Annotated in this window: 30 protein-coding genes; 8 read left to right on the forward strand and 22 right to left on the reverse strand. The window is 67.6% G+C overall.

Translation table 11 applies throughout. The features are described 5' to 3' along the window. Positions 1–3: 3 nt before the first annotated feature. Complete coding sequence (locus tag JOD62_RS06315; RefSeq protein WP_204938464.1) at positions 4–303, reverse strand: chorismate mutase; 300 nt, start codon at positions 301–303, stop codon at positions 4–6. Positions 304–396: 93 nt separating this feature from the next. Here JOD62_RS06315 and JOD62_RS06320 point away from each other — a divergent pair, with 93 nt between their 5' ends. Further along, positions 397–1,605 (forward strand): AI-2E family transporter, encoded by a 1,209-nt coding sequence (locus tag JOD62_RS06320; protein WP_204938465.1) that lies wholly within the window; start codon positions 397–399, stop codon positions 1,603–1,605. A gap of 131 nt (positions 1,606–1,736) precedes the next feature. Here JOD62_RS06320 and JOD62_RS06325 read toward each other — a convergent pair whose 3' ends face one another. From JOD62_RS06325 to JOD62_RS06395, 15 genes are all read right to left on the reverse strand, one after another. Further along, positions 1,737–2,357: a hypothetical protein gene (locus JOD62_RS06325; RefSeq protein WP_204938466.1), complete on the reverse strand. Its 621-nt coding sequence runs from the start codon at positions 2,355–2,357 to the stop codon at positions 1,737–1,739. 52 nt (positions 2,358–2,409) lie between these two features. Next, positions 2,410–2,646, reverse strand: a complete 237-nt coding sequence (locus tag JOD62_RS06330) for a hypothetical protein (protein ID WP_271171463.1) — start codon at positions 2,644–2,646, stop codon at positions 2,410–2,412. 393 nt (positions 2,647–3,039) lie between these two features. Continuing rightward, on the reverse strand, positions 3,040–3,402 hold the full coding sequence (locus tag JOD62_RS06335; protein ID WP_271171464.1) for a cupin domain-containing protein: 363 nt from the start codon (positions 3,400–3,402) through the stop codon (positions 3,040–3,042). Then, positions 3,399–4,802 (reverse strand): NAD(P)/FAD-dependent oxidoreductase, encoded by a 1,404-nt coding sequence (locus tag JOD62_RS06340; protein ID WP_204938467.1) that lies wholly within the window; start codon positions 4,800–4,802, stop codon positions 3,399–3,401. The genes JOD62_RS06335 and JOD62_RS06340 overlap by 4 nt, the downstream gene beginning before the upstream one ends. Before the next feature lie 43 nt (positions 4,803–4,845). Then, positions 4,846–5,217, reverse strand: a complete 372-nt coding sequence (locus tag JOD62_RS06345) for a hypothetical protein (protein WP_204938468.1) — start codon at positions 5,215–5,217, stop codon at positions 4,846–4,848. Between the two features lie 98 nt (positions 5,218–5,315). Next, entirely contained in the window at positions 5,316–6,236 is a 921-nt protein-coding gene (locus JOD62_RS06350) for an ABC transporter substrate-binding protein (RefSeq protein WP_204938469.1), read from the reverse strand. 30 nt (positions 6,237–6,266) lie between these two features. Then, positions 6,267–7,037 carry an ABC transporter permease gene (locus JOD62_RS06355; RefSeq protein WP_204938470.1) on the reverse strand — a complete coding sequence of 257 codons (771 nt, stop codon included), beginning with the start codon at positions 7,035–7,037 and terminating at the stop codon, positions 6,267–6,269. Continuing rightward, the gene (locus tag JOD62_RS06360; protein ID WP_204938471.1) at positions 7,034–7,732 is read right to left on the reverse strand and encodes an ABC transporter permease; all 699 of its coding nucleotides are present in this window, start codon (positions 7,730–7,732) and stop codon (positions 7,034–7,036) included. Before JOD62_RS06360 ends, JOD62_RS06355 begins: the two co-directional genes overlap by 4 nt. A 1-nt stretch (position 7,733) precedes the next feature. Beyond that, complete coding sequence (locus tag JOD62_RS06365) at positions 7,734–8,552, reverse strand: ABC transporter ATP-binding protein (protein ID WP_204938472.1); 819 nt, start codon at positions 8,550–8,552, stop codon at positions 7,734–7,736. Between the two features lie 40 nt (positions 8,553–8,592). Then, entirely contained in the window at positions 8,593–10,014 is a 1,422-nt protein-coding gene (locus JOD62_RS06370) for a dihydrolipoyl dehydrogenase family protein (protein WP_204938473.1), read from the reverse strand. Between the two features lie 125 nt (positions 10,015–10,139). Further along, positions 10,140–11,240 (reverse strand): lactonase family protein, encoded by a 1,101-nt coding sequence (locus JOD62_RS06375; RefSeq protein WP_204938474.1) that lies wholly within the window; start codon positions 11,238–11,240, stop codon positions 10,140–10,142. A 112-nt stretch (positions 11,241–11,352) separates the two neighbouring features. Next, positions 11,353–12,639, reverse strand: a complete 1,287-nt coding sequence (locus JOD62_RS06380; RefSeq protein WP_204938475.1) for an adenylosuccinate synthase — start codon at positions 12,637–12,639, stop codon at positions 11,353–11,355. 231 nt (positions 12,640–12,870) lie between these two features. Beyond that, a complete protein-coding gene (locus tag JOD62_RS06385; protein ID WP_239527065.1) occupies positions 12,871–14,262 on the reverse strand; it encodes an NAD(P)-binding domain-containing protein in 1,392 nt (463 codons plus the stop codon). Positions 14,263–14,643: 381 nt separating this feature from the next. Continuing rightward, the gene (locus JOD62_RS06390; protein ID WP_204938477.1) at positions 14,644–15,177 is read right to left on the reverse strand and encodes a hypothetical protein; all 534 of its coding nucleotides are present in this window, start codon (positions 15,175–15,177) and stop codon (positions 14,644–14,646) included. Positions 15,178–15,230: 53 nt separating this feature from the next. Continuing rightward, positions 15,231–16,112 (reverse strand): sulfurtransferase, encoded by an 882-nt coding sequence (locus JOD62_RS06395; protein ID WP_204938478.1) that lies wholly within the window; start codon positions 16,110–16,112, stop codon positions 15,231–15,233. Between the two features lie 170 nt (positions 16,113–16,282). On the opposite strand from JOD62_RS06395, the gene JOD62_RS06400 reads away from it, so the two are divergent. The 7 genes from JOD62_RS06400 to JOD62_RS06430 are packed head-to-tail and all read left to right on the forward strand — an operon-like array spanning position 16,283 to position 22,672. Further along, entirely contained in the window at positions 16,283–17,467 is a 1,185-nt protein-coding gene (locus tag JOD62_RS06400; RefSeq protein ID WP_239526576.1) for an AAA family ATPase, read from the forward strand. Between the two features lie 6 nt (positions 17,468–17,473). Beyond that, the gene (locus JOD62_RS06405) at positions 17,474–18,361 is read left to right on the forward strand and encodes a DUF58 domain-containing protein (protein WP_204938479.1); all 888 of its coding nucleotides are present in this window, start codon (positions 17,474–17,476) and stop codon (positions 18,359–18,361) included. Beyond that, positions 18,345–18,830 carry a hypothetical protein gene (locus JOD62_RS06410; protein WP_204938480.1) on the forward strand — a complete coding sequence of 162 codons (486 nt, stop codon included), beginning with the start codon at positions 18,345–18,347 and terminating at the stop codon, positions 18,828–18,830. Before JOD62_RS06405 ends, JOD62_RS06410 begins: the two co-directional genes overlap by 17 nt. Then, positions 18,821–19,813, forward strand: a complete 993-nt coding sequence (locus JOD62_RS06415; RefSeq protein WP_239526578.1) for a VWA domain-containing protein — start codon at positions 18,821–18,823, stop codon at positions 19,811–19,813. The genes JOD62_RS06410 and JOD62_RS06415 overlap by 10 nt, the downstream gene beginning before the upstream one ends. Beyond that, positions 19,810–20,817 carry a vWA domain-containing protein gene (locus JOD62_RS06420; RefSeq protein WP_204938481.1) on the forward strand — a complete coding sequence of 336 codons (1,008 nt, stop codon included), beginning with the start codon at positions 19,810–19,812 and terminating at the stop codon, positions 20,815–20,817. The genes JOD62_RS06415 and JOD62_RS06420 overlap by 4 nt, the downstream gene beginning before the upstream one ends. Then, a complete protein-coding gene (locus tag JOD62_RS06425; RefSeq protein WP_204938482.1) occupies positions 20,814–21,584 on the forward strand; it encodes a hypothetical protein in 771 nt (256 codons plus the stop codon). The genes JOD62_RS06420 and JOD62_RS06425 overlap by 4 nt, the downstream gene beginning before the upstream one ends. Further along, positions 21,578–22,672, forward strand: a complete 1,095-nt coding sequence (locus tag JOD62_RS06430) for a hypothetical protein (protein WP_204938483.1) — start codon at positions 21,578–21,580, stop codon at positions 22,670–22,672. Before JOD62_RS06425 ends, JOD62_RS06430 begins: the two co-directional genes overlap by 7 nt. 12 nt (positions 22,673–22,684) lie before the next feature. On the opposite strand, the gene JOD62_RS06435 is transcribed toward JOD62_RS06430, so the two are convergent. The 6 genes from JOD62_RS06435 to JOD62_RS06460 are packed head-to-tail and all read right to left on the reverse strand — an operon-like array spanning position 22,685 to position 26,880. Next, positions 22,685–22,873, reverse strand: coding sequence for a hypothetical protein (locus tag JOD62_RS06435; RefSeq protein ID WP_204938484.1), 189 nt, complete (start codon positions 22,871–22,873; stop codon positions 22,685–22,687). A gap of 38 nt (positions 22,874–22,911) precedes the next feature. Then, complete coding sequence (locus JOD62_RS06440; RefSeq protein WP_204938485.1) at positions 22,912–23,142, reverse strand: hypothetical protein; 231 nt, start codon at positions 23,140–23,142, stop codon at positions 22,912–22,914. Next, on the reverse strand, positions 23,135–23,974 hold the full coding sequence (locus JOD62_RS06445; RefSeq protein ID WP_204938486.1) for a hypothetical protein: 840 nt from the start codon (positions 23,972–23,974) through the stop codon (positions 23,135–23,137). Before JOD62_RS06445 ends, JOD62_RS06440 begins: the two co-directional genes overlap by 8 nt. Then, positions 23,971–24,870 (reverse strand): ABC transporter ATP-binding protein, encoded by a 900-nt coding sequence (locus JOD62_RS06450; RefSeq protein WP_204938487.1) that lies wholly within the window; start codon positions 24,868–24,870, stop codon positions 23,971–23,973. Before JOD62_RS06450 ends, JOD62_RS06445 begins: the two co-directional genes overlap by 4 nt. Beyond that, positions 24,867–26,369: a YdbT family protein gene (locus JOD62_RS06455; protein WP_204938488.1), complete on the reverse strand. Its 1,503-nt coding sequence runs from the start codon at positions 26,367–26,369 to the stop codon at positions 24,867–24,869. The genes JOD62_RS06450 and JOD62_RS06455 overlap by 4 nt, the downstream gene beginning before the upstream one ends. Continuing rightward, positions 26,362–26,880: a PH domain-containing protein gene (locus JOD62_RS06460; protein ID WP_204938489.1), complete on the reverse strand. Its 519-nt coding sequence runs from the start codon at positions 26,878–26,880 to the stop codon at positions 26,362–26,364. The genes JOD62_RS06455 and JOD62_RS06460 overlap by 8 nt, the downstream gene beginning before the upstream one ends. Positions 26,881–26,918: the final 38 nt, after the last annotated feature.

The following is a 26,918-nucleotide window of genomic DNA, read 5'->3' on the forward strand; positions in this document are numbered from 1 at the left end:
GGCTCAGCGCCCCTCGGCCGCGGCCGTGTGGTGACGGATGACCTCGGCGACGACGAAGTTGAACCACTTCTCGGCGAACTCGGGATCGAGATGCGCCTCTTCGGCGAGCGCGCGCAGACGACCGATCTGCTGCTCTTCACGATTCGGGTCGGTGGCGGGCATGTCGTGGGTGGCCTTGAGGTGCCCGACCTGCTGCGTGCACCGGAAGCGCTCGGCGAGCATGAACACGAGCGCAGCGTCGATGTTGTCGATGCTGGCGCGCAGGCGCAGCAGTTCGGCCCTGGGGTCATCTCCAGCGGTCATCAGCACTCCCTCATCGATGTGACGCCTTTGACGATAGCGCGTCGTGGCACGCCGATGCTCGCGAGGCGCCCCTGAGAGCCCTAGTGTGAAGTCATGACTGACGACGTGCGCGACACCGACATCGACGAGACGTCCGCGGTCGAGGGCAGCGAAGGCGAAGCATCCGCTGAACAGACCTCGGAAGCCCCGGCTCCGCAGCGGACGGTCGAGCCGATGCCGCCACGCGCATCGTTCTGGACGCGCATCGACCGCCCGTTCGTCTTCGGTTTCCTCGTGACGCTGGGCGGCCTCGCCGCATTCCTGCTGGGGCTCGCGCTCTCGAACCTGTCAACGGTCCTCATCTACATCGCTTTCGCGCTGTTCGCGGCCCTCGGACTCGATCCGGCCGTGCGCTGGTTCGAGCGTCGCGGCCTCGCGCGCTCGTGGTCGGTGCTTCTCGTGATCGTCGGATTCGCGGTCCTGCTGGCTGTCATCATCACCGCGATCATGCCGATCATCGTCGATCAGATCGCCTCGTTCTTCGAGTCGATTCCGGTCATGATCCAGAGCTTCCTCGCGAGCGACTTCTACCACGGCCTCGAAGACCAGTTCGGCGTAGGCCTCAACGACCTCATGGTCGAGGTGCAGAAGTTCTTCAGCGACCCGGCGCGTCTGCTGCAGCTCGGCGGCGGCGCCCTGCAGGTCGGCGGCGTGGCACTGCAGGTCGGGGGCGCCATCGCCAGCGGCATCTCGGGGGCGATCATCGTGCTCGTCCTGACGCTGTACTTCCTGGCGACCCTGCCCACGATGCAGCAGAACCTGACGCGCCTGGCGCCGGCGCGCGACCGTCGTCGCATCTCGGAGATCACGACGCAGATCACCGACTCGGTCGGCGGGTACGTCATGGGCATGGTGGTGCTGGCGTTCATCAATGCGATGCTCGTACTGGTGCTCTACCTGACACTTGGGCTGCCATTCCCGCCGCTCATGGCGACGGTCGCGTTCTGCATCACGCTGATCCCGCTGGTCGGCCCGGTGCTGTTCTGGATCATCGGCACCGCGATCGCCCTGTTCTCCAACCCGGTTTCCGCGCTGATCTTCGCCCTCGTCTACCTGGTCTACATGCAGGTGGAGGCGTACGTCATCACGCCGCGCGTGATGAACAGGGCCATCTCGATCCCCGGTTCCCTCGTCGTGATCGGCGCGCTCGTCGGTGGCACCCTGCTCGGCCTGCTCGGCGCCCTCGTCGCCGTTCCAGTGACGGCGTCGATCCTGATCATCATCCAGCAGGTGTGGATTCCGCGTCAGGATTCCCGGGTCTGATCCAGCTCGATCGGTTGGTGCGGTGGGGCGCGGTTCTTTAGCAGCGCCTCGCACTCATCGGCGAACTGCTCGGGTTGAGCTGGAGGACGGCGAGACGCGCCACGCTGCACGTGGCCCGACCTTATCGCGCCTCAGACTTCAAACTCTGCACCTACGACGAAATCACGCGGCCCGACGCTGAGCAAATAGTCTGCAGCATCACGTCGCCACAAGATGTTTCGCATACTTTGTCGTCCGTCACCGAAATGCTCAGGGCTCGAGACCACCAGTGGTCGTTCTACGAAAACCTGAGGGTTTGGTGTTGGCAGATTCGCCAGCTTCATCGGCATCCATCGCCTACACCCGCACACTTCGCATCTCACCGAACCGACCCCGTGACGTGGAGCGATGATCTGCTCAAGCTCTTCTTCGTCAAACCAGGGAACGCTGCTGGGCGTGATGATGATCTGCGAGGCGCCGAGATCTTCGCCCTTGGGGTTGTGTATGGGGCGGAACTCCAAACCCAGTCCACGCCCAGTCTCCACCACCGGGTTCTCCACGCAATAGAAGTCGTAGAGCCAGTTCGGTACCCATCCGCCCGCGACCGTGAGCCCGCGTTTTTGCAGCCGCAACGCTCCTACTTGTCCGGTCTGAGGCGTGCCGCACTCGTGGCACCACCCAGATTCGCCATAGACCGAGTCGAGCCCCAACGAGTCTTCCGGCCATGGCCAGCCCCGGGGGCGACGGACGAGGATTTCAACATACGTGCTCATCCCAGCCCCAATGTGTGAAGAGAGTCTGGACCACCACGATGAATTGGCTGCATCACGTCTCCCTGAGAACATCAGCTCGGGCGCGAGCGAGCTGCTCGTCGTAGTCGGCATCGAACGGTACGACCAGCTTCGATTCGAGCTGCGCCTCGAGATCCCAGAGAACGCGCATCTCCGCAGGATCGCCTCCGAGAGAATCCGTTTCGTTGTTTGACGCCAGCCATTCGAAGAGCACCAGCGCCTCACTCATCCGCAGCTGAAGAGAGACAACTTCATCCATGGTCGAGGTCACTCATTTCCTTTCGCGCGCCGCGCACTAGGAGTCAGTGAGAATGGCGACGATGATCCGAAAAACTCCGAATGCAATGATGCCGACGCCACCGATGACGACGCCCTTAACTCCAACGTGAGCGTACATGTCCGCCAGCGGCTGACCGTAAAGACGCTTGATGCCTCGAATGATCAACCTATAGAAGGGCCGCCGGACCAAAATGCCAACGATTCCTACGCAAACGATCGCAATTCCGATCAGTATCCCGACGAGCATGGCCACTCCATCTGATGTCCTCTACGCCCGTTGCGGCAGATCACCCCGCCTAGCGAAAAGATAGCGGAAGGTTGAGTCGCACCACCGGTCGCTTCGCAGCCCCGTGGATATCGAGACGACCGTTCCCACGCAGACGCCTCACGCCACGTACACCTTCCGCAGCGTCTCCGTGACGGTCCACTCCGTCCGCATCCCCGCCGTCAGCCGCACGACCGAGCCTGGTCCCACGTCAATCGCCTCGCGTGCCGGATCCAAGAACACGATCCGCGCCCGTCCGGAGAGCACGACGAAGATCTCGTCCGCCTCCGTATCGGTCGCGATGCCCGGCGTCATCTCCCACACGCCGATCTCCGTCCCGCCGAACGTGCCGAGCTCGTATACTCCCGCAACGGGCGCACCGGCGACGACAGCGTCGGCAGGCAGCGCCTCGTGATCCACCCCGACGGCGAGCGCATCAACCCCCGTGAACAGGTCGACGCCCGGGGCATCCGTCCCGCTCACGAGTCGAAGCCCATGCCGACGGCGTCGAGCGCCTTGAGCAGCAGATTGCGCTTGCCGTTGTTGTGGTCGGCGCGGTCCATGGACGCGCGCACCAGGTTGACGCCGATCGAGGCCGCGGGCTCGGGCGGGAACGGGATCGGCCGCGAGCGCACCATCTCGTTCTCCGTGCGCTCGGTCTTCAGCCCTTCGAGCTTGTCGAGCATTACGTCGGCGGCGAAGCGCGTCGCCCCGACGCCGAGGCCGGTGAAGCCCGTCGCGTAGGCGACGCGTCCGCCGCGTGCGGTGCCGAAGAAGGCGCAGAAGCGGCTGCAGCTGTCGATCGCGCCGGCCCACTTGTGCGTGAACCGCAGCCCCTCCAGCTGCGGGAACGTCGTGAAGAAGTGCGATCCGAGGCGCTGGAACGTCTCCGGACGATCCTCATACTTCGCGCGCACCTTGCCGCCGTAGTGGTAGATCGCGTCGTATCCGCCGAAGAGGATCCGGTTGTCGGCACTCAGCCGGTAGTAGTGGAACTGATTCGCCGAGTCGCTGATGCCCTGCCTGTTCTGCCAGCCGATCGCCGTCAACTGCGCATCGCTCAACGGCTCGGTCATCAGCACGTAGTCGTAGACGGGCACGGTCATGAGGCGGTTGCGCTTCAGCAACGACGGGAAGACGTTCGTGGCCAGAGCGACGTGCGCGGCCTCCACCGAGCCATCCGCCGTGACCACCGTCTGCCGACCACCGCGGTCGCTTTCGATACCGTGCACCCGTGAACGCTCGAAGATCTCCACACCGAGTTCGGTCGCGACGCGCGCCAGCTCCACGGCGAGCTTCGCCGGATGCAGGATCGCCGCGCCGTGCTTGTCCCACGCGCCGGCGAGATACGTGTCAGAACGAACTTCGGCGCGGATCTGCTCCGCGTTGAGGAAGTTCGCAGCCTCCGCCAACCACTCGATCTGGTGCGGCTCCGTCGCCACCGACAGCGTGCCCGTGCGTTCCCAATCGACATCCAAGTCGTACTTCGCGACCGTCTCCTGCATCTCGTCGAGGTTCTGCAGACCGAGCCGTTCGTACAGGTCCATCTCGTCCGGCCAGCGGCTCGCACCGTTGTCGTAGCCGTGCGTGAGGCTGGACTCGCAGAAGCCGCCGTTGCGACCGGACGCCGCCCAGCCGATCCGCGATGCCTCGATCAGGATGACGCGACGCTGCGGATCCCGCTCCTTCGCCCGAACCGCCGTCCAGAGCCCCGCATACCCACCGCCGACCACCACGAGGTCAGTGCTGTACGCGCCGCGCAGCATCGGATAGTCGGGCCGTGCGATGTCATCCAGCCAGAACACGCTCTGCTGCGTGTTCTCCAGCGCACGCGCGACAACGGATGCCGCCGGCTGACGTCGTTCGAAAACAGTCGTTCCCATGGTTCACTCCGATGTGAGGGAGGGAGTCTACGCACGACTGAGGCTAGAGACCGTCCACCTCGTCGTCAACGATTCCCACGAAACGACTTCCGACACCGTCGAACTCCGCACGGTGCCTGCCCTGCGCCGGCGCAGGAAGATCGGCGGGCGAGTGCTCGCGGCAACTCAGATAGGTGAACGTCGGCCACCACTTCTTCGGCCGCACCGTCTCGGTGTACCCGCAGATGTCACACGTGAGCGTCGCCCATACCGGACGCGCCCCCTTCTTGCGATTCGCGCGCGACTGCACAAGCCACGCGGGCGGGTCGTTCTCGAGCTCCGTGAGCTCGGCTTCGGTCATCTCGATCAACCCATGCCTCACGGCCATCTCCACAGGGATGTCAAGCCGCTGGGCGACGTCACGCTTCGAGATCATGCTTCCATTGTCCCAGGCGTCGCACGCAGCAGACGCCCCTCGCAGCCCCGCGAACGTGCTCGTTCGCGGAGACCACAAGGGGCGTCCTGTCGTATCGACTACAGCAGACCGTTCTCCGTCAGCCAGGCCTTGGCGATATCCGCGCTCGACTTCTGGTCGACCGTGCTCTGCACGTTGAGTGCCACGAGCTGCTCGACGGTCAGCTTCGCACTGATCGCGTTGATCACGTCGGCGATCGAGTCGGCGATGTCGCTCGACGCGATGGGCACGACGTTCGAGGCGAGGATCATGTTCTCGGGGTCTTCCAGAGCCACGATGTCTTTCGTCTCGAACGCGGGGTCGGCGGAGTAGATGTCGGCCACCTGCACGGCACCCTCAAGGAGGGCGTCGAGGGTCGTCGGACCGGTTGCGGAGAACGCCAGGTCGACGCCGTAGACCTCCTTGGCCGCGGCCGGGCCGTACGGGCGCTGCTCGAACTCGGGCGCCGCGCCGATCGTGAGCGGAACGCCCGCCTTCGCAAGGTCGGCGATCGTCGTCAGCGAGTGCTGTGCGGCGAACTCCTTCGTGACCGTGTAGGTGTCCTGGTCGCTCGCCTCTGCATAGTCGAGAGCCGTGAGATTCTCGGGCAGTGCTTCGACGAGTGCCGCGTAGACATCTTCCGAGCTGGTCGCGGTCGCCGAGTCATCCAAGAACTCCAGCAGGTTGCCGGTGTACTCGGGGAACAGGTCGATCGCGCCCGATTCGATCTCGGGCATGTAGGCGTCACGCTGGCCGATGTTGAACTGCCGATCAACCGTGTGGCCCGCGGCTTCGAGCGCCTGCGCGTAGATCTCGGCGATGATCTCGTTCGAGTAGTAGGCCTGCGAGCCGATCACGATCGTGTCGGATGCTTCGCCCCCACCGCTGCTCTCGGTGGGGGTGTCGAGTGGGTTGCCCCCACCGCAGGCGGTGAGTGCGAGGGTTGCGGCGGCGAGGGCGCCGATGAAGAGACCGGATCGTCTGGCTCGTGCTGTGAACATCATCTTTCCTCTCTGGGGGACTGCTTGCTGTCAGCTCGACAGCGCCGCCGCGGGGGCGGGGTCTGTGGGGGCGTCAGTGGACGAGGACGCACGGGATGAGGTGCCGCGCGCCGGGCCATCGCGCTCGGAACGCGCAGCGCGCAGACCGCGTGGCACCGCGGCGCGCTGGGCAGCGGCGAAGAGCAGATCGAGGATCAGTGCCAGAAGCGCGACCAGGATCGCGCCGCCGAGCACCTGATCGAAACGACGCAGCGGAATGCCCTGGATGATCGGCCAACCGAGGCCGCCGAGGTTAACGTACGCCGCGATCGTGACGGTGGCGACGACCTGCAGCACGGCGGCGCGGAGTCCGCCGATGAGCAGGGGCATCCCGAGAGGCACCTCGACGCGCCACAGGATCTGCCATTCGGTCATCCCGGTCGCGCGGGCCGCGTCGATCACACGCCGGTCGATGGCCTCGAAGCCCGTATACGCCCCGGCAAGGATCGACGGGATCGCCAGCAGCACGAAGGTGATGACGGCCGCCTCTGGGGTGCGCAGCACGCCCATCACGAGCACCAGCAGGATCAGCAGGCCGAAGGAGGGCAGCGCACGCGCCGCGCCCGAGAGCGCGACGGCGAACTCGCGCCCGCGACCGGTGTGTCCGATCAGCCAGCCCAGCGGCACCGCGACGAGGGCCGCGATGATGACCGAGATCGCCGTGAACCACAGATGCTGGCCGAGCAGCGTGGGCAGCGCGTAGGCGCCCTGCAGCCGCTCGGGAGAGAACAGCCAGGCGAGTGCATCGGCGAAGAGGTTCATGCGGCACCTCCGACGGCGATGGGGGCGCGCACCGCGCGGCGTTCACGACGAGAGCGCGTGGGGAGCGCGCGGCTCCACGGCATGAGCATCCGACCCAGAAGCACGAGCAGCACGTCGAGCACGAGCGCGATCACGACGACCGCGACCACGCCGGCAAGGACTTCCGGGATGATCCGGCGCTGGTGACCGTTCGTGAACAGGTAGCCGAGATTCGTGACGCCGATCAGCACGCCGACGGTTGCCAACGAGATCGTACTCACGACCGCGACGCGCAGACCGGCGAGGATCACAGGGCCGGCGAGCGGCAGCTCGACCGTCCAGAAGCGTCGCGGTGCGCCGAAGCCCATCGCCGTCGCGGACTGGCGAACACCGGGATCGACGGAGTCGAGGCCGTCGGCCACGGCACGCACAAGGATCGCGATCGCATAGATCGTGAGCGCGACGACGAGGTTGAACTCGCTGATCGCCGAGTAGCCGAGCACGGCAGGCATGATGATGAGCAGCGCCAGCGAGGGGATCGTGTACAGCAATCCCGTCGCGACGATGACCCAGCCACGCAGCAGCCGGTAGCGCCACGCCACCCAGCCCAGCGGCAGCGAGATCGCGAAGCCGATCACGATGGCGATGAGGCTCTGGCGCAGGTGCACGACACTGAGCTCGCCGATGAGGGCGAGATTGTCGATGACCCAGTCCACGTCAGTGCCCCTCGACCAGGCTGCCCTGCGTGCGGCCCTGCGCGTCGACGACGACGGTGCCGCGGGGGGTCTGCTTCAGGCTCAGCGCTCGGCGTCCGCGTTCGGCACCGATGAAGGCCTCGACGAACTCGTCGGCCGGGTTCTCGATGATCTCGCTCGGCGAGCCGACCTGCACGATGCGCGCGCCGACATCGAGGATCACGACCTGGTCGCCGAGCAGGAAGGCCTCGTCGATGTCGTGCGTGACGAACACCACGGTCTTGTCGAGCTCCTGCTGCAGGCGGATGAGTTCCTGCTGCAGGTCGGCGCGGACGATCGGATCGACCGCGCCGAACGGCTCGTCCATCAGCAGGATGTTGGGGTCGGCGGCAAGACCGCGGGCGACGCCGACGCGCTGCTGCTGCCCGCCCGAGAGCTGCGCGGGGTAACGGTCCGCGAGTGACTGGTCGAGGCCGACGGTGTCGAGCAGCTCACGGCTGCGGGCCGTAGCATCCGCCTTCGACACCCCGTTCAGCCGCAGAACCGTCGCGACATTCGCCAGCACCGTGAAGTGCGGCATGAGCCCCGAGTTCTGCATGACGTAGCCGATGCTGCGGCGCAGCTTCACGGGGTCGCGCCCCAGTACGCTCTCGCCGTCGATCGCGACATCGCCCGACGTCGGCTCGACCATCCGGTTGATCATGCGCAGGAGCGTCGTCTTGCCGCAGCCAGAAGACCCGACGAACACGGTCGTCTTACGTGACGGCAGCACCAGACTGAAGTCATCGACGGCGAGAGCACCGTTGTCGAACCGCTTTGTCACCGAGCGGAATTCGATCATGTGGTTGTCTCCCTCGCTCTTTGTGGCCCCGCGGCAGGACTCATGCGGACTCCCGTCCGTACTCTTCACACAGCCGCAGCCAGACTTCACTGACCGTCGGATACGACGGTACGGCGTGCCACAGACGTTTGACTGGCACTTCGCCGACAATCGCGATGGTCGCCGCGTGCAGCAGCTCTGCGACATCGGGCCCGACGAACGTCGCCCCCACGAGCACATCTCGACTCTTGTCGATGATCGCGCGCGCGTGTCCGGCATAGCGGTCGGCGTGCAGCTTCGCGCCCGCCACCGCGCCCAGGTCGTAGTCCACGACGGCGACGTCGATCCCCGCATCACGTGCGGCGGCCTCGGTGAGTCCGACCGCCGCGACCTCCGGATCGCCGAACACGACCTGCGGCACCGCGCTATGGTCAGCGGTCGCGACATGGCGTCCCCACGGCGCATCATCCACAGGCGCACCCGTCGCCCGTGCCGCAATCACATCGCCCGCAGCACGCGCCTCGTACTTGCCCTGGTGCGTCATCAGCACGCGCCCGGTCACGTCCCCCGCCGCGTAGAGCCAGTCGACTCCGGGCACGCGCATCGTGTCATCCGTGGAGATCGGTCGCCCCGGTTCGAGCCCGGCCGCCTCGATCCCGATGTCGTCGCTGCGCGGCACGCGCCCGGTCGCGACAAGCACCTCGTCGGCGTGGATCTCGACGCCATCGCCCGTCGTGATCGTCACGCCCGCGATGTCGCGCCGCACCCGTACCGTCTCCGTGTCGAGACGCACATCGACGCCCTGCGCGCGCAGCGCATCCACGACGCGCTCACCCGCGAAAGGTTCGAAGCCACCGAGCACGCCGGTGCGCGCGAGCACCGTCACCGTCGCCCCGAGTCCGGCGAAGACCGTCGCCATCTCCACCGCGACGACGCCACCACCGATGATCGCAAGGCTGCCCGGGATCTCATTCGCACTCGTCGCATCGCGGCTCGTCCACGGCTCCGCCTCCGCAAGCCCGTCGATCGGCGGAATCGCCGCGCGCGACCCGGTCGCGATCGCCACGGCGTGCCGAGCCCGCAGCGTTCGTTCGGCGCCGTCGCCCTCGGTGACCGTCACCTCGCGGATACCGCTGAGTCGACCATGCCCGCGAACAAGGGCGATATCGGCGCTCTCCAGCCACGTCACCTGCCCCTCATCCGACCAGTCCCCTACGAACCAGTCACGCCGTGCGAGAACTTCGGCCACATCGACGTCACCCGTCACCGCCTCGCGCGCACCACGCACGGCTTTCGCGGCGCGTCTCGCCGCCAACGGCCGCAGCAGCGCCTTCGACGGGGTGCACGCCCAGTAGGAGCATTCGCCACCCACGAGCTCATGCTCCACGATCGCGACGGATAACCCGCCCTGCACGGCCCGATCGGCGATGTTCTCGCCCACCGTGCCCGCGCCCAAGACGATGAGGTCGTACTCGTCAGACATGTCTGCGCCTTCCTCCGGGGTGGCCAGTCTTGCTCATGTGCAACGCCATGTCACGGGTGGGATGTTCCGCGGAATGCAGATCGGCCCCGCTCCAGTTGAGGAACGGGGCCGATCAGAGGCTGATTTCAGCGCACGGGGAGGAAATGCGTCGGCGCGGGCGCCGGGGCGTGATGGCGGATGCTGCCTGCCGCGCCTGTGCGCTCATCGAGGTCGACCACAGTGATGTCGTCCGAGCGCTGGCCCGCGACGAGCAGCAGGCCCTCGTGCACGAGGATGTGCCGTGGCCAGTCGACACCCGAATCGGTGACGGACAGCGGCTCGACGGTCTCGCCGGAGCCCTTCACCCGCAGCGCCGCGATCGTGTTGCTGCCGCGAAGGGCGGTGTAGAGCGTCTCGCCGTCACGCGAACGGGCGAGCTCGGACGGGAAGTCCGCGCCCACGTTCGCGATCAACGAGCTCGTCGTCGACGACACGATCGCCCACGTGCCGTCGCGCCCTGCAGCGAGGGTGAACACCTCGGCCGAGAGCTCGGTCACGACGTGCAGGTGCCCGCTCGGGTGCACCACCATGTGCCGTGGGCCCGTGCCGCGCGGGAGCACGACCTCGTGGTCGATCCGCAGCCCTTCTGCGCCGACGCGCCAGATGCGCACCAGGTCGAAGCCGAGGTCCGTCGTGGCGATGCGCCCGTCCGGCAGGAACGCGGCGGCGTGCGCATGCGAGGCGCGTGGCTCGCCGTCGAGAGCATAGGGGTCGGATGCGGCTGCGCCGACGCCCGCGGGAACCTGAGCTTCGGCGGTCGCACCCAGCAGCGCCGCGCGCAGAGCCGCCGCCTTGTGCGCAGCATCCGCCATCGGCACACCCGCGGGGTCCAGCAGAATCCGCACCACGCGGCCGTCGCCGAAGCAGCTCGCGATGAGCGAGCGCGCGTCCGGCGCGACGGCGATGTGGCAGACATCAGACCCTGCCTCAACAGGATCGCCGAGCGGAGCGAGCGTCGATTCACCGGAGCGGGCGTAGGCCTGCACCGTGCCGGCCCCTTCGAGTGCCGCGTAGACGACGTCGAGCGTCGGATGCTGCGCCAACCACGACGGCGAGAGTGCCGCCGCTGCCACGCCCCGATAGGCGAGCGTCGTGGGCGCACGGCCGTCATCACCGGCGAGCAGGCCGATGCCGTCGGCCGTCCCACCCATGTCACCGCCGTAACCGCCGAGCCAGAATCGCGTCATCCACAGACCTTTCGCCTACCGAGCACCCGCCGCACGAATGCATGCCGCAGACGGCACGCACAGTCGTCTCCGCGTCGACGGGGGAATCCCGCGGAGAGAACCGAAAGTGCGGTCAGTCGATCAGGTCGTGACGCACGATGATCTCGTCGCGGGCGGGGCCCACGCCGATCACCGAGATGCGGGTGTCGCTCATCTTCTCGAGCGCCAGCACGTAGTCCTGCGCGTTCTGCGGCAGCTCGTCGAACGTGCGTGCCTTCGAGATGTCTTCAGTCCAGCCGGGGAAGTACTCCAGGATCGGCTTCGCGTGGTGGAAGTCGGTCTGGTTGACCGGCACGTCGTCGAAACGCACACCGTCGACGTCGTAGGCCACGCAGACGGGGATCTGCTCGAGGCCGGTGAGGATGTCGAGCTTGGTCAGCACCAGGTCGGTGATGCCATTGATTCGCGTCGCGTAGCGCGTGATCGGGGCGTCGTACCAGCCGACGCGACGCGGACGGCCCGTCGTGGTGCCGAACTCGAAGCCGCGCGAACGCAGCCAGTCGCCCTGCGCATCGAACAGCTCGGTCGGGAACGGACCCGATCCGACGCGGGTCGTGTACGCCTTGACGATGCCGACGACGCGGTCAAGGCGACCCGGGCCCACTCCGGACCCGGCGGCAGCGCCCGCGGCGGTCGCGGTGGACGAGGTCACGAACGGGTAGGTGCCGTGGTCGATGTCGAGCATCGTGGCCTGGCCGCCCTCGAAGACGACGACCTCGTCGTTGCGCAGCGCCTGCTCCAGCAGCAGACCGGTGTCGGCGACCATCGGGCGCAGGCGGTCGGCGTACGACAGCAGCTCTTCCACGATCTCGTCGACCGTGACCGCGCGGCGGTTGAAGACCTTCACCAGCAGGTGGTTCTTCTGGTCGAGAGCACCCTCGACCTTCTGGCGCAGGATGTTCTCGTCGAACAGATCCTGCACGCGGATGCCGACGCGGTTGATCTTGTCGGCGTACGCCGGGCCGATGCCACGGCCGGTCGTGCCGATGTTGCGCTTGCCGAGGAAGCGCTCGGTGACCTTGTCGAGCGTGCGGTGGTACTGCGTGATGATGTGCGCGTTCGCGCTGACGCGCAGACGCGAGACGTCGATGCCGCGCGAGCCCAGAGCCTCGAGCTCGTGGAACAGCACCTCGAGGTCGATGACCACGCCGTTGCCGATCACCGGCGTGACACCGGGGGAGAGAATGCCAGACGGGAGAAGGTGAAGGGCGTACTTCTCGTTGCCGACGACGACGGTGTGCCCGGCGTTGTTACCGCCGTTGAACTTCACCACCCAGTCGGTGCGCTCACCGAGAAGATCGGTGGCCTTGCCTTTTCCTTCGTCGCCCCACTGAACGCCGACGATCACAATTCCTGGCATGGGTGTACCCCCTGGTACTGCACGCTGTTCGCCGGGGTTGCACCGGCAGATGAGCTGGCCCGAACGGGCGAGTCCATCCTACCGGAGCACCCCCGACGCCCTCCTGACGTGACGCCGGGAGACGGATGCTGCGCCCGATGCCTCCGGTTCGGAGGAGAACACCCGCGTCGGAGGAGGATCCAGCCAGAATCCTCCTCCGATCAGCGAGAACTCCTCCGAAGATGTGCGGTCTCAGCGGGCGAGGAGCTCCCCGCGGGAAGCATCCGCCCGCGCAGCATCCGCCGCCACAGCCTCCGCGCCCTCGACGACCGCAGTCGCTGCGGGCTCCTCGGCGAGGTAGCGCTCCAGCGAGTCGTCGAGCTCGTCGATCCACGGGGTGTGGTGCACGATCGCGATCGTGCCGGTGATGACCGACTCGTACACGCGGTCGCGGTAACCCATGATGTCTTCCTTCTTGTCGCGCTTCCACGCGAGGAAGATCTCGACGACCCGGTCGATGTCGAACTCCGGGTAGTCCGTGAGCTGCAGCAGGTCGCGCACGTAGTCGCCCTGGAAGCGGATCTCATCGGCTGCGGATGCGATCGCCTCGAAGCGCGCCCGCCAGTCGGCGATGGATGCTGCGCGCTCCGCCTCATCCGGCATCGCGAGACGCCCCAGGATGAGATCGCGCACGTACCAGGCCTGCACGTCGAACATGTTGAACGTGAACCACTGGTCCTGTGCGCCGAGGTACGCCAGCCGCGGGTTGCTCTGCCAGACCACGCCACGGTACAGACCGTCGGGGTACACGTTGTTCGGCGACGACAGGGCGAGGTCGTCGGGCAGGAACGGGTACTTGTGCAGATATCCGGTGCACATCAGGACCACGTCGACATGCTTCGAGGTGCCGTCGGCGAAGTGCGCGATGCTGCCGTCGAAGCGCTCGACGACCGGGCGCTCCTCGATGCCGTCCGGCCAGTCGTAGCCCATGGGCTGCGAGCGGAAGCTCGCCGTCACCGAACGGGCACCCATCTTGAAGGCCTGGCTGCCGATGTCCTCAGCCGAGTAGCTCGCACCGATCACGAGCACGTCGCGACCCTCGAAACCCTCCGCGCCTCGGAAGTCGTGCGCGTGGCTGATCTGCCCGGGGAAGGTCTCGATGCCCTCGAACTCGGGGGTGTTCGGGAACGAGAAGTGGCCTGCGGCCACAACCACGCGGTCGAACTCCTCCGTCACCGATTCTCCGGTGGGAAGGTTCTCGCTCGTGAGGGTGAAGACCTCGCGTTCTGCATCGAACTCGATCCAGCGCACGACCGTCTGGAAGCGGATCCAGTCGCGCACATTCGTCTTCTCCAGGCGTCCGGCGATGTAGTCCCACAGCACAGGGCGCGGCGGGTACGACGAGATCGGCTTCCCGAAGTGCTCATCGAAGCTGTAGTCCGCGAACTCCAGCGCCTCCTTCGGACCGTTCGACCACAGGTTGCGGTACATGCTGGAGTGCACGGGCTCACCGTGCTCGTCCAGGCCGGTGCGCCAGGTGTAGTTCCACTGGCCGCCCCAGTCGGCCTGCTTCTCGAAGCAGACCACTTCGGGGATCTCCGCCCCCGCGCGTGCTGCGGATTCGAAGGCCCGCAGCTGTGCCATGCCCGAGGGGCCAGCGCCGATGATTGCTACTCGTTCTCGATTCGTCACGTATTCGTCCTCATACTCTTCAGTCATGTAATAAGCGCAGTCGGTGCTGTAGCGGAACAGGGCTGTTTCGCGGTCCGGGAGCGGGTGGCTCAACCGGTCGGGATGCAGCGACTGCCCTTCGACGCTATCAAATGCGCCTCAGAGGACCCCGAGCATGAGGGGGCGGATGCGGCGCGGAGGCGCCCTCGTTCGGAGGAGAACTCCCGCAACGGAGGACGATCTCACGCCGAATCGCCTCCGATCAGGGAGAACTCCTCCCAGGCGGGCGCCGGGGGATGGGCGCGGCAGGGCGCGGCAGGGCGCGGCGGGCGCGGCGCGGCGGAGGTCGTGTAGTCAGCCGTGCGCGGTGCAGGCCGCGGCCGTGGCGCCACCGACCTGATTGCCATGCATCTCTGCGGCCGCGGCGCAGTTCAGGTCGCCGCCGATCCTGTTCTCGACGAGCGTCGCGTGGCGGCCGTCGGCCAGGCTGAGGCTTCCGCCGATCGTCGACAGCTTCACCACCGTGCCCGGTGCGTTGACGTCGAGGTCGGCGTCGAACAGGGCTTCGGTGATGACGATCTGCTCATCGGCCGCAATCGACACCGAGCCGGAGTACGCGCCGCCGATGATCTTCACGACCTGATAACCACTGAACACGAGGTCGCCACTCGCGTTCACGTTCTCCAGCACACACACCTGCGCGTTGCCCTCGGGCTTGTCGGCGCAGAGCGCGTTCGCGGCATCCTGCGCCGCCTGCGACGGCGACTCGACCGGGGTGGCTTCTGCGGGGGCATCCGTTCCGGGCTCGACCGGAGCCACCGCCGGCGCGCATGCCGTCAGGGCGAACCCGAGGATCGTCACGAGCAGAAGCGGAGCGGTGCGGCGCATCTCTCCAGCCTCATCGGCGCGGGCGCAGGAGTCAAATGGACGTCGGATGCCACTCAGTCGGCGCCGAGGGCGATCGGAACGCGCACGAGGTTGCCCCACTCGGCCCAGGAGCCGTCGTAGTTGCGCACGTTCTGGAAGCCGAGAAGGTGCGTGAGCACGAACCACGTGTGCGCAGATCGTTCACCGATGCGGCAGTACACGATGACATCGTCGTCCTGAGCGATCTCGCGCTGGTCACGGTAGAGGGCGTCGAGCTCGGCACGGGGACGGAATCGACCGTCGGGGCGCGCCGCCGTCGCCCACGGCACGTTGACCGCACCCGGAATATGGCCGCCGCGCAGGGTTCCCTCCAGCGGGTGGTCGGGGATGAAGGTCGTCTCTCCGGAGAACTCAGCGGGAGTGCGGACGTCGATCAACGGACGGTCGCCGTGCCGCAGCACATCGCTCGCGAAGGCGCGGATGGTGTGATCGTCGCGATCCGGCGCCACATAGTCACTGGGCGTCGGCGTCGGCGGGACCTCGCGCGTCAGCTCACGACCCTCGGCGGCCCAGTGGTCGCGTCCGCCGTCGAGCAGGCGCACGTCACGCAGCCCGTAGAGAGTGAACACCCACAGTGCATAAGCAGCCCACCAGTTGTTGCGGTCACCGTAGAGGACGATCGTGCTGTCCGGAGTGATCCCGAGGCGCCGCGCGAGCGCGGTGAAGGCATCAGGACCGATGAAGTCGCGGGTCACGGGGTCATTCAAGTCGGTGTGCCAGTCGATCTTGTGCGCACCGCGGATGTGTCCGGTCGCGTAGAGCAGCACGTCCTCGTTCGACTCGAGCAGCACGAGCGCCGGGTCGTCGCGGTGAGCGTCGATCCACTCCTGCGTCACGAGACGCTCGGGGTGCGCGTAGGCCTGCAGGTCGGTGGCGGGGTCGTAGGGCAGCGTCATGGCGATCCTTTCCGAGAACTTGATTAGCCTACCAATAGTTCGTGCACTAATAGCGTGGGATGTGGGGATGCGCTCCCCGGAGCTGTGAGCGGCGGCGGGGTCGTGCGGGCGCGGGCGTTACGCTGTTGCCGGGGGCGCGGCAGCATCCCCGACGCACGCGAGGAGATGTCATGACAGAGTCCGAACCTGCCTTCCCCCACGCCGCCCCGGCGCCGCCTCCGCCGCCTGCCCCCGCACCGCCGTCCGCTCCCCCCGCACCGACGTCCGCGTCGCTCATCGAGAGCGTGCCCTCCGCGGCGAGCGCCCCTCCTGCCGCTCCGGCCAGTCCGACACCTCCCGCTCCTGTCCTCGCCGCGGCGTCACAGCCCGAGACGCCCAACGCTGCAGAACTCTCCCGTGCAACGGCGATCCTGAAGACCATCTCTGACTCGTACTCGGCCAAGATGGTCGGCCAGGAGCGTCTGCGGGCGAGCCTGCTGATCAGCCTGATGGCGAACGGCCACATCCTGCTGGAGAGCGTCCCAGGTCTCGCGAAGACGACGGCCGCGAGCACGCTCGCCGACACGGTGACGGCCGACTTCAAGCGCATCCAGTGCACGCCTGACCTGCTGCCGAGCGACATCACCGGCACGCAGATCTACGAGGCGTCGACCGGCACGTTCCGTACGATTCTGGGCCCGGTGCACGCCAACTTCGTGCTGCTCGATGAGATCAACCGCTCCAGCGCGAAGACGCAGAGTGCGATGCTCGAGGCGATGCAGGAGCGCCAGACGACGATCGGCGGCGAGATCCACAAGGTGCCGCGTCCGTTCCTCGTGATCGCGACGCAGAACCCGATCGAGCAGGAGGGCACGTACGAGCTGCCCGAAGCGCAGATGGACCGCTTCCTGCTGAAGGAGATCGTCGACTATCCGAGCCCCGCAGAGGAGCTGGAGATCCTGGATCGCCTGGATTCCGGTGCCCTCGACCCCGAGAACCATGTGCACACCGCGGTGACGCTCGCCGACGTTGAGCTGCTGCAGGATGTCACGCGACGCGTCTACGTCGATCCGGCGCTGCGCAACTACATCGTGTCGCTCATCTATGTCACGCGGAACCCGGTGCCCTACATCGGCGAGAAGCTCGGCGGGTACATCAAGTACGGAGCGAGCCCGCGCGGCACGATCGCGTTCCTGCAGGCAGCTCGCGCGCTGGCGCTGCTGCAGGGCCGCACGCACGTCCTCCCCGAGGATGTGCGTGAGCTGCGTCACCTCGTTCTGCGTCACCGCGTGCTCGTCACCTTCGAGGCGGAGGCCGATGGCGTGCGCAGCGAAGACATCATCGATGCCGTCTTCGCCGCGGTGCCGACCCCCTGAGCAACCATGTCGAGTCTGCTGACCCCGGTGAAGAGCAAGCTCTTCATCGCCTCGTCGCGTAAGTCGACGCATGCGCTGGATGGCGCCTACGCGTCGCTGCTGCGCGGGCGCAGCCTCGACTTCGAAGACCTGCGCGCCTACGAGTACGGCGATCAGGTCCGCGACATCGACTGGCGGGCGACGGCTCGTCTCGGTTCGCCGATGATCAAGCGCTCCCGGGCAACGCGGATGCACACGGTGCTGTTCGCGGTCGACACGGGCCTCGGGATGCGTGGGTTGGCGCGGGATGAACGGCCGAAGAAGGATCTCGCGATCTTGACGATCGGCGCACTCGGGATGCTGTCACTGCGGCACGGCGACGACTTCACGCTCGTGCACGGCGATGCCGCGCGCGTGCAGCGCACGGAGATCGGTCGCAGTGAGGCCGCGCTGGAGCACACGCTTCGCCGCATCGATGGCGCACTCACGAATCCCGCGCCGAGCGATCGCGACGCACTGCTGGGCTTCATCGCGCGCACGATCTCCCGCCGCATGATCGTGGTGATCGTGACCGACGGCACCCCGCTGACAGCCGAGGCCGAGCGGTTGACCCGCCGTCTACGCGTGCAGCACGACGTGCTCTGGATCACCCTCGACGACGCCGATCCGGTTCTCGACCGTACAAGTCGTCATGGTCGCCTCGATGCGCAGAGCGCCTGGGCGGTGCCATCCTTCCTGCACGGTGATCACAGCGTCGTCGGTGAGCTCACGGCACGCGATGCCGAGGTGGCGGCGCGCCGCGACGCCCTTCTCGACCGGCTCGAGATCTCGCACACCGTGCTCCGCTCGCAGGACACGGCGGTCAGCGATCTGCTGCACCTGCTGAACAGGAGGCGTCATGTCGGGCGCCGATGAACTGTACCCGCCGGGGCAGTACGGGTGGGGATGGATGCTGCTCGCCTTCGGCGTGCTGGCGCTTCTGATCCTGGTCGCGTGGCTCGTGCTGCTGCTCACCCGCGAGAAGCGCGAACGTTCGACAGAGACCGTCGATCCTCCGATGTCGCTCGCCGAGGTGCGTCTCGCCCTGCGGGAAGAGAACATGCGCAGCATCCAGCAGATCGAAGACGACTATCGGTCGGGCGCGATCGACGCGCGCCGTGCGCATCTGGAGTACAGCCGGGTGGTGCGGCGCTTCGTGAACGAGTACAGCGGCTTGGAGGCCCCGGTGCTCGCACTGGATGATCTCGTCCGCCTCGGGGTGCACCCGAGCCTGGTCGAGGCGATGCAGCGCAGTTACTATCCGAGCATCTTCCGCAGGGCCGAGCCCTTGGATCCGTTCGTCGGCGCGGCCGCTGCACGTCAGGTGGTGCAGTCATGGCACTGACGTTGGCGATGCCGTGGATGCTGGTCGCCGTCGGCATCCTGATCCTGGCCGCGATCGTCGTTGGCCTGCTGCTGGGGCTGCGTCGCGGTCCTGAGGCGCGTGGCGACAGCGGCGCACTCGTGGCCCGTGCCGAGCGGGTGCGCGCCCTTCCCTCCTTCGCCCGCGCCGTACGCCGGCGCCGTGCCGCCCTCGTCGGCGTCATCGTGCTCGGGCTCGCGGCGTCCGCTCTGGCCGCTGTCATCGCCGCGCGTCCCGTGACGGCGCAGACGATCCAGCCCGAGAACAACAGTCGTGACGTGATGCTGTGCCTGGATGTGTCGGGATCGATGAGCGACGTCGACGTCGAGGTGCTGTCGGTGTTCGAAGAGCTCGTCGAGGGTTTCGAGGGCGAGCGGATCGGACTGACGATCTTCAACAGCTCACCCGTGCAGGTGTTCCCCCTGACCGACGACTACGCATTCGTGCAGGCGCAGCTGCAGCGCATCCGCGAGAGCTTCGACTATCTCGAGGAGATCCCGGAGCACTGGGTCGGAACGCTCAACGGACCGGGGGCCTCCCTCATCGGCGATGGCCTCGCCTCGTGCGCGATGCGCTTCGATCATGTCGACGAAGAGCGGGCGCGCTCGATCATCCTGGCGACGGACAACGAGCTCAACGGCGAATCGGTCATCACACTCGATGAGGCGGCGGCGTTCACGGCCAGCCGGGGCATCCGCCTCTACACGATCAACCCGGTCGACGGCATCGCCGAAGCCGAGAGCACCGCCCTCAGCGACGCCGCAGCGATGACCGGCGGCATCGGCTTCGGGCTGCGTGACGCGACGACGGTCGACGAGATCATCGACGAGGTGCAGAAGCAGGAGGCGTCGACGCTGCGCGGGGAGGCGACCGTCATCCAGATCGACACCCCTCAGCTCTGGATCGTGGCGCTCATGATCGTCGTGCTCGGTTTCCTCCTGGTGCTGTGGAGGGTGCGACTGTGATCCTGCAACCCGTTCTCCACCCGATCCTGCTCGCGCTGCTGCTCGTGCCCGCGCTGGGAGTGGTGGTGTGGATGCTCGTGCGCAGCCGCTCCGCGGCCGCCCGCACTCTCTGGGTCGTGCGCGTCCTGCTCGTGCTCGCCTGCGCCGCCCTGCTGCTGCGCCCCGGCATCCCCGGCGGATCGACGCTGACACTAGCGACCGACACCGATGTCGTGATCGTCGTGGACACGACCTCCAGCATCGTCGCGGAGGACTGGGGGGACGGCGAGCGCCGCCTCGACGGCGTGCGCGCCGATGTCGACGCGCTCGTCGACGCATACCCGGGCGCGCGCTTCGCGCTCATCACCTTCGACGCCTCGGCGCAGCTGCGTCTGCCTTTGACGACGGATGCGACGGCGCTCACGACCTCAATGAGCGTGCTGCAGCCCGAGGTGACGGCGCAGTCGCGCGGAAGCTCCATCGGCATCGCGCACGATCTGCTCGCAGAGACGCTCGCGGGGGCGGCGGAACTCTCTCCGGAGCGGGCTCGTCTGGTCTTCTACTTCGGCGACGGCGAGCAGACCGCGAGCGGGGAGCCCGAGTCGTTCGCGGCGAGCGCGCCATACATCGTGGGCGGGGCCGTCTTCGGCTACGGCACGAGCTCCGGTGGGCCGATGCGGCTCACGACGGGCGGCCTGGACGCGTCCCGTGAGTACATCCAGCACGACGGCGAGCGGGCTCTGTCGGTGATCGACGAGGCCGCGCTGGAGACGATCGCCGGGCAACTGGGCGTCCCGTACCAGCACCGCACAGCCGACACCCCGCCCGACTTCCCGCCCGCGCCCACCACGACGACCGCCTACGACGACGCCCGTACCGTGGGGTCGATCATCGACCTCTCGTGGGTCGTCGCTCTCGTCATCGCGGTGCTTCTCGCGTTCGAGATCGCGCGCGCCACGATGCTCGTGACGCGCATGCGGACACTCTCGCTGCGTGCGCCCCGCAACGAGGACGGTGCCGCATGACGCTCACGCCTCGTCGCCGCATCCGCCGCTGGATCTTCTGGTGCACTCTGCCGCTCACGCTGGCCGCGCTGGTTCTGGTGGGAAAGATCGCGAGCATGTACGCCTTCGCGCACCACTCCGTCAGCACCTACGTCACGGGCGACTATGCCGGTTCGACACAGGCCGCGCAGGGGCAGCAGTTCTGGAACTGGTTCGAGCCGCACCTGGCCCCGTTCAACGAGGGCACGGGGCTCGCCGCATCCGGAAACCTGCCGCTCGCGGAGGCGAAGTTCGAGGAGGCGCTGTCCCTGGCGAGCGGGATGGAGGTCTGCGACATCCGAGTGAACCTCGCGCTCGTGCTGGAGTGGCAGGGGGACGCAGCGACGTCCGCCCGCGAGCCGGCGCGCGCGGCGGAGTTCTACGACCGCGCGATGACCGTGACCGTCGAGACGCCGGAAGAGTGCGGCGACCCCGAGGCGCAGGAGCAGACGAGCGACCCGCAGCGTGATCTCGCCGACACCCTCGAGCAGCTCAAGGATCGTCTGCAGGCGAAGCAGAAGCCCGAGGAGCAGCAACCTCCACCCGGACAGCCTCAGCAGCCCGACGATCAGCAGACTCCCCCGTCTCCCCTGCCCGACCAGCAGAAACTCGACGACCTGCAGGAGAAGCTCGAGGACGGCGCGCGCGAGCGCGAGGAGATGCAGCAGGGCGGACCCGGCGACCAGCCCGGCGGATCGGGCGACCAGCCCGGTGACGGCGGATCGAACGGGACGGACAAGCCATGGTGACCGACCGACCACTCACCGAGGGCGGAGCGCGATACGTGTCGAACTCCGAGGGCGCACCTCCCCTGCCCCCTCCCGGCGGGTACCGCGCAGCACAGCGACGCGGCACGGATGATCCGCAGGTCGCGGATCATCGCGCCGCCGCGGGTCCGCGCCGCACGAACGCAATCGGCTGGGTCTCCCTCTGTGCCGCCATCCTGTTCGCGTTCATCTTGCTCGTGCTGCTCGGCATCGGCCTCACCGACGTCATCTACGGCCCCACGATTCTCGCCCTGCAGCTCGCCCTCATCGGAGCGGTGGTCACCGCGCTCATCACCGCGCGCGGGCGATTGCTCGGCATCATCGCCCTTGCCGTGGTGCTGCTCTTCAACGTGGCCACGGTCGGCGGTCTCGCGGCGCTGCGCACCTCGGCGACCGGCGCCTATGACGGCGGCAAGACCGACGAGCAGCGTCTCTGGGAGGCGTATCCGGGCATCAAGGATCGCGACCCACGCAGCATCCTGAACTCCCCCTCTCTGGAGGACGTGCGCGCGCTCTCGGAGGACGTGCTCGCCGAGGTGCGCGCACGCCTGACCGCCGAGTACGGATTCGAATGGGTGCAGGTCACCGATGAGGTCCTGCGCCCCGAGCGCAACGGCTACGGCGGGGAGTCGATGCTCGTGCAGTACACATCACCGCAGTGGATGACCACGACTCCGGTCACCGGCTACGAGCACAAGCGTGCGGTCATGACGACGGTCAGCGAGGTGCTGCTGGAGCAGGGCTTCTGGGAGATGTTCGCCTTCAACGAGCCGACCTCGGGCATCTCGCCGGACGTCATCGAGAAGATGTACGGGGCAGCCGACCCGCGCGAGCAGGTCGTGTGGGAGTGGTACTCGGACAACTATCCCGATCCGACCCGCTTCTATGCCGACATCACGGACCTCGCCAACGACCGCACGGGTGACTACCGCGCCGCGCGCGAAGCGCAGTCCGCGCGCACCGGTGAACCGCTCGAGGGCCTGAGCCTCACCGTGCTGGCCGACGAACTGCTCAGCGTCGAGAAGCGCGACGCGTTCGAAAGCGCCCTGGGGGCATACGACGGCGGCTGAGACGCCGCAGGTTCAGCGGCGCCGCGCCATCAGTCGGTAGGTGACGAATGCGGCGATCGCCGCGAGCACGAGCGACACGAGCACGCGGACGACGCCGTGCACCCCGGTGGCGGCCAGCACGACGCTGACCGTGACGAGCACGACGAAGAGAGCGACGAATGCGGCACCTCGTGCGCGCTTCCCTCGGCTCTTGTCGACCACGCACCCATCGTATTTCGTCGCGGATGCCTCCCCCGCGCCTACCTGCGGTTGCTCACGACCACGTGGGTCACCGCAGCCGCGATCACGCCCGCGATGATCGAGAGCACCGCCCGCAGGATGATGTGCAGATCGGTGGCGAGTGCCAGCGCGATGCTCACCACCAGGATCGTCCCGAACAGGGCGATCATCGCCGCCGTATCCGCAGCCTTCTTCTCGGTCTTCATCACCGGGGCGTCCTCTTCTCGTGGGATGGTCTTGTTCTCAGGCATCACGACGCCTCGCAACGATCCAGGCGGCCGTGCCGACGACGACCGTCCAGACCAGCAGCCACAGCTGCCCGGTGAGGATCTGCCCCGCGCCGAGCTCGCTGAGTGTCGAGACGGAGATCGCCTTGACCAGCAGGGCTCCGGGCATCGCCTGCGAGATCGCCGTGACGACGCCGCTCGCACCCGCGGGCAACATGCCACCGACGAGACCGGCGACCAGGGGGAACACGAGCATGAGTCCGATCACCGTGAGCACAGCGAGCACGGCAGAGCGAAACAGCACGCCGAGTGCGCTGGCGAGAATGGTCAGCCAGATGCCCGCCAGGGTCGCGGTGAGAAGAATGAGCAGCACAAGGTCGCCGTAGATGGCCGCCTGCGCGAAGATCATCGTCAGTGCTGCGATGATTCCGGTGGTGAACAGCACGGTGCCACCGCCGTAGGCGACATCGGCGAGCGTGCGCGCACCCAGGAATCGAGAGCGCCTCGGGACAACGGCGAGCGCGGTCGCAAATTGACCGCGGGTGTCGCGGGCGGCCGCAGACGTCACGGCCAGCATCAACGGAATGATCGCACCTGTCGCCGCGGCCTCCAGCGAGCCGGTCACCGCAAGGCGGAGGGTACCATCCGTGAGTTGCGCGTCCACGGCGGGAGCGACGGTGAGCAGGATCGCCAGCATCCCTCCGCCGAACGCCAGGCCGAGAGCCACAGCGATCCAGAGCCCGACGGCGATCCCGCCAGGTCGACGTCGCCGCACGATCTCGGCGCGGAGCACATCGCTCAGCCGCTGTCTCGGCAAGGACGGCGAGGCGATCTCTCCCTGTTGCACAGCGCTCATCTCGTTCCCTCCTGCCCGACAGGCTGAAGCCGGTCGAAGTACGTCTGCTCGATCGAGCGCTCGATGACGGCGAGGTGCGTCACGCCCGGCCCGTCCGTGTAGGCGATGCGACCGACCTCGTGCGCGCTGGCGCCATGGACGACGATCCCGTCGTCGTGGAGTCCGGCGGTGAGCCCGTGGGCCGTCAGCATGTCGAGAAGGCGTGCGGGATCCGACGTGCGTACGCGTACCGGTGGGGTGCCGTCGGTGGCGACGAAGTCGGCGACCGTCCCTTCGGCGACGATCTGGCCGCGATCGATCATCACGACGCGATCAGCGACGAGCGCGAGCTCGGTCATGTGGTGCGACGACAGCAGCACGGTCACACCGTGCCGCGCCAGGTGCACGATGTGGTCACGGAACCACTGCACGCCGGCGGGGTCCAGTCCGTTGGCGGGTTCATCGAGCACGAGCACGCGCGGCGATCCGAGCCCCGCGGCCGCGATCCCCAGACGCTGCCGCATGCCCAGCGACATCGCCCCGACGCGGGTGCGCTCGGATCCGCCGAGTCCCACCTGCACGAGTGCCTCCTGCGCGTCGCCCAGTGTGCGCCCCTGCAGCAGCGCGAGATAGTGCAGATGATCGAGCGCCCGTGCCTTCACAGGGATCGTCTCGGCTGAGAGGAAGACACCCAGGCTCTCCGCGGGGTTCGCCGCGTCCGCGAAGGGCCGGCCTTCGACGAGCACGTGCCCCTCGTCAGCGATGGCGATGCCGGCGATGATGCGCAGCACCGTCGACTTCCCGGCGCCGTTGGGCCCGACGAATGCGGTGATCTGCCCCGCCGGCGCGGTGAACGACACATCGCGCGCCGCCCGGTGCGTTCCGAACGTCTTCGAGACGCCCTTCACCTCGATCATCGTGTTGCCACCTCTCTGTGCGTGCGCACTCTCGCGCGGACACGCGATGCGGCCAGCGGCGCAGCCGCCTCGCCGAGCGTCGTGCGCACGTCGGTCAGGAGTTCGTGATTCCGCGTGACGGCGCGGATACTGCGGGGCATCCCGGCGAAGTAGGCGACGCGGACACCACGCGCGCGCACCCGCGCGACGCTCACGACGCTCAGCAGGTGCACCTCCGCCGTCCGGACGAGGTCGGTGCGTTCGAAGAGGTGCTGCTCGCGAGCCCAGAGATGCGGATGCTGCGCGCTGAGCCGTCGCGTCACCAGACGCAGCACCCCGATGACGAGGAGCGCTGACGCCCCTGCCGCGATCAGAGCCAGGAACAGGGGTGGTGCCCAGAGCCAACTGGCCAGGAGGCCCGCGCCAACACTGACGCCGACGGTGAAGAGCAGAGCGGCCGCCGCAGGAAGCAGAGCCCGCCGTCCCGAGCGGTACACCAGCGCCGGCACCGGAAGAGCGCCGTTCGTCGCCTCCAGTACCGAAGCGGCGATCGTGCGCGGCAGCGCCGGAAGGATCGCGTTGGCCGCGCCGCTGCCGATCGCGCCCTGGCTCAGCAGGCGGATGCGCACGTGGTCGATCAGCATCTCCAGCGCGTTGCGGTGCGCGCGCACGCCGACGATCGAGGCGGCGTCCACCACACGATGCTGGGTCTCGATGAGTCCGTACGACAGCACCAGACGGTTGCCGTCGCGCGCAACCTCGAACCCGTGGAACCGCACGACCGCGAGAAGCATGCCCAGCACGATGATGCCGGCGGCAGCGAGCGTCGCGACCAGCGGGAGGTTCTGCAACAGCGTGGCGTCGCTCCATCCCCCGAACTGCTGCACCACGTCGAGCGCCGCGAGCACGGCGCCGGTGCCGATCACGACGACCTGCCCCTGCACAAGACCGGAGACCAGGAGCTGACCGGTCGTCGCGCGGTAGATCGTGTCGCTTCCGACGTTCTCGCCGAGGGCGTCGTGCACCACGGGAGCGGGGACTTCAGCCACCGACTCCGGGGACGCTTCATGGCGCGGATGCGACTGCGCCGCGAGCTCGACGATCTCCGCGGCGATGGCAGGTTCGATCCCTTCGAGTTCGATCACCCCATCCGCCGTGACCTCGCCGCCGACGCGCAGCGTGAGAACGTCGAGGTGGAGCATCCGGTACGCCCACGGCTGCGCCCGCTCCCGCACCGCGACCTGAGCCCAGGACGCCGATGTGCTGCGTCGGTTGAGCAGCCCGCGCACCACGCGGATCCCGCTGTCGCTGAGGTCATAGCGGAGCGTCGCGACGGTGAAGACCGGCTGGAGGAGACGGGCCAGAAGGAGGGCGCCGATGAGGAACACTCCCCAACGGCCCAGCCAGAACTGCGCGTTCGTGAGGGCGACCACCCCGACGCCCACCAGGCCGACGATCGCAGGCGCACCCTGCAGATAGGACGCGAGGACAGCGCGGGCGGGAAGGCGATGCTCAGGCATCCGCGTCCGCTTCCGCGGCCACAGCGGCCCGCGCGGGGAAGACCGCCAGGATCTGCGCGCGCAGCGCCTCCGCCTCGGCAAGCGGCAGCGGTGTGAGCGTCTCACTCTCGGTCAGCGTGGCCAGCGCGAGCTTCGCGAACCCGAAGCGGCGCAGAAGCGGACCCTGCACAACCGTGACGGTGAGGATCTGCGCTGTCGACAGCGCCAGATCCCGATGGAACAGCACCCCCCGTGAAATGAGGACACGATCGTCGTCGACTTCGTAGGTCGTGTTGCGGACGACAAGCCGATCAATCAGCGGCACATCGATCAGCAGGCCGAGAAGCGCCAGAGCGAGCACCGCACCGAGAAGTGCCGGCCGCCACGACAAGGGGGCGAGAAACAGGATGGCGGCGCTGAGAAGCACCCCGACGATCGCGATGTCGATGAGTGAGCGAATACGCACATAGGTGACGGCCCTCGGGGGCAGGGTGCGCGAGTAGCGAGGGCGTGCGGGGGGCTCAGCGGCCATCAGCGTCTCCTCCGCCGGTCAAACTGCTGCGGGTGCGA

The sequence above is a fragment of the Microbacterium keratanolyticum genome (assembly GCF_016907255.1).
In the GTDB taxonomy this organism is placed as follows: domain Bacteria; phylum Actinomycetota; class Actinomycetes; order Actinomycetales; family Microbacteriaceae; genus Microbacterium; species Microbacterium keratanolyticum.

Bases quoted from the DNA above. Each gene is read 5' to 3' on its own strand.
- JOD62_RS06315 (WP_204938464.1), bottom strand. From the start codon at position 303: ATGACCGCTGGAGATGACCCCAGGGCCGAACTGCTGCGCCTGCGCGCC.
- JOD62_RS06320 (WP_204938465.1), top strand. From the start codon at position 397: ATGACTGACGACGTGCGCGACACCGACATCGACGAGACGTCCGCGGTC.
- JOD62_RS06325 (WP_204938466.1), bottom strand. From the start codon at position 2,357: ATGAGCACGTATGTTGAAATCCTCGTCCGTCGCCCCCGGGGCTGGCCA.
- JOD62_RS06340 (WP_204938467.1), bottom strand. From the start codon at position 4,802: ATGGGAACGACTGTTTTCGAACGACGTCAGCCGGCGGCATCCGTTGTC.
- JOD62_RS06345 (WP_204938468.1), bottom strand. From the start codon at position 5,217: ATGATCTCGAAGCGTGACGTCGCCCAGCGGCTTGACATCCCTGTGGAG.
- JOD62_RS06350 (WP_204938469.1), bottom strand. From the start codon at position 6,236: ATGTTCACAGCACGAGCCAGACGATCCGGTCTCTTCATCGGCGCCCTC.
- JOD62_RS06355 (WP_204938470.1), bottom strand. From the start codon at position 7,037: ATGAACCTCTTCGCCGATGCACTCGCCTGGCTGTTCTCTCCCGAGCGG.
- JOD62_RS06365 (WP_204938472.1), bottom strand. From the start codon at position 8,552: ATGATCGAATTCCGCTCGGTGACAAAGCGGTTCGACAACGGTGCTCTC.
- JOD62_RS06370 (WP_204938473.1), bottom strand. From the start codon at position 10,014: ATGTCTGACGAGTACGACCTCATCGTCTTGGGCGCGGGCACGGTGGGC.
- JOD62_RS06375 (WP_204938474.1), bottom strand. From the start codon at position 11,240: ATGACGCGATTCTGGCTCGGCGGTTACGGCGGTGACATGGGTGGGACG.
- JOD62_RS06380 (WP_204938475.1), bottom strand. From the start codon at position 12,639: ATGCCAGGAATTGTGATCGTCGGCGTTCAGTGGGGCGACGAAGGAAAA.
- JOD62_RS06385 (WP_239527065.1), bottom strand. From the start codon at position 14,262: ATGGCACAGCTGCGGGCCTTCGAATCCGCAGCACGCGCGGGGGCGGAG.
- JOD62_RS06390 (WP_204938477.1), bottom strand. From the start codon at position 15,177: ATGCGCCGCACCGCTCCGCTTCTGCTCGTGACGATCCTCGGGTTCGCC.
- JOD62_RS06395 (WP_204938478.1), bottom strand. From the start codon at position 16,112: ATGACGCTGCCCTACGACCCCGCCACCGACCTGCAGGCCTACGCGCAC.
- JOD62_RS06400 (WP_239526576.1), top strand. From the start codon at position 16,283: ATGACAGAGTCCGAACCTGCCTTCCCCCACGCCGCCCCGGCGCCGCCT.
- JOD62_RS06405 (WP_204938479.1), top strand. From the start codon at position 17,474: ATGTCGAGTCTGCTGACCCCGGTGAAGAGCAAGCTCTTCATCGCCTCG.
- JOD62_RS06410 (WP_204938480.1), top strand. From the start codon at position 18,345: ATGTCGGGCGCCGATGAACTGTACCCGCCGGGGCAGTACGGGTGGGGA.
- JOD62_RS06415 (WP_239526578.1), top strand. From the start codon at position 18,821: ATGGCACTGACGTTGGCGATGCCGTGGATGCTGGTCGCCGTCGGCATC.
- JOD62_RS06425 (WP_204938482.1), top strand. From the start codon at position 20,814: ATGACGCTCACGCCTCGTCGCCGCATCCGCCGCTGGATCTTCTGGTGC.
- JOD62_RS06430 (WP_204938483.1), top strand. From the start codon at position 21,578: ATGGTGACCGACCGACCACTCACCGAGGGCGGAGCGCGATACGTGTCG.
- JOD62_RS06440 (WP_204938485.1), bottom strand. From the start codon at position 23,142: ATGCCTGAGAACAAGACCATCCCACGAGAAGAGGACGCCCCGGTGATG.
- JOD62_RS06445 (WP_204938486.1), bottom strand. From the start codon at position 23,974: ATGAGCGCTGTGCAACAGGGAGAGATCGCCTCGCCGTCCTTGCCGAGA.
- JOD62_RS06450 (WP_204938487.1), bottom strand. From the start codon at position 24,870: ATGATCGAGGTGAAGGGCGTCTCGAAGACGTTCGGAACGCACCGGGCG.
- JOD62_RS06455 (WP_204938488.1), bottom strand. From the start codon at position 26,369: ATGCCTGAGCATCGCCTTCCCGCCCGCGCTGTCCTCGCGTCCTATCTG.
- JOD62_RS06460 (WP_204938489.1), bottom strand. From the start codon at position 26,880: ATGGCCGCTGAGCCCCCCGCACGCCCTCGCTACTCGCGCACCCTGCCC.